General features: G+C 58.9%; 1 protein-coding gene. It reads right to left on the bottom strand.

The features are described from left to right. Positions 1 to 209: TBPIP family protein (locus AF337_RS43110; RefSeq protein ID WP_160320224.1), on the bottom strand; the 209-nt coding region annotated here is incomplete at both ends.

The following is a 209-nucleotide window of genomic DNA, read 5'->3' as shown; positions in this document are numbered from 1 at the left end:
AGCAGGGTCTCATCGTGCATTCTGAGGTTCGGCGCAAAGTGCTTGCGGGCGGCTTCTGGACCCTCGCGCTGCGCCATCACGTCGAAAGCCGCGAAGGATTCGATGATCTCGTAGAATTTCGTCTTCCCGAACGTGTGGAACTGAAGCTTGCCCGCGGCCTTGCGGGCCTCATTTTCCTTGTGCACAGCAGCCTTGTAGCCCTCGTAGAC

It is taken from the genome of Rhizobium ecuadorense (assembly GCF_001187535.1).
In the GTDB taxonomy this organism is placed as follows: Bacteria; Pseudomonadota; Alphaproteobacteria; order Rhizobiales; family Rhizobiaceae; genus Rhizobium; species Rhizobium ecuadorense.
This window is presented reverse-complemented; position numbering and strand designations above follow the sequence as displayed.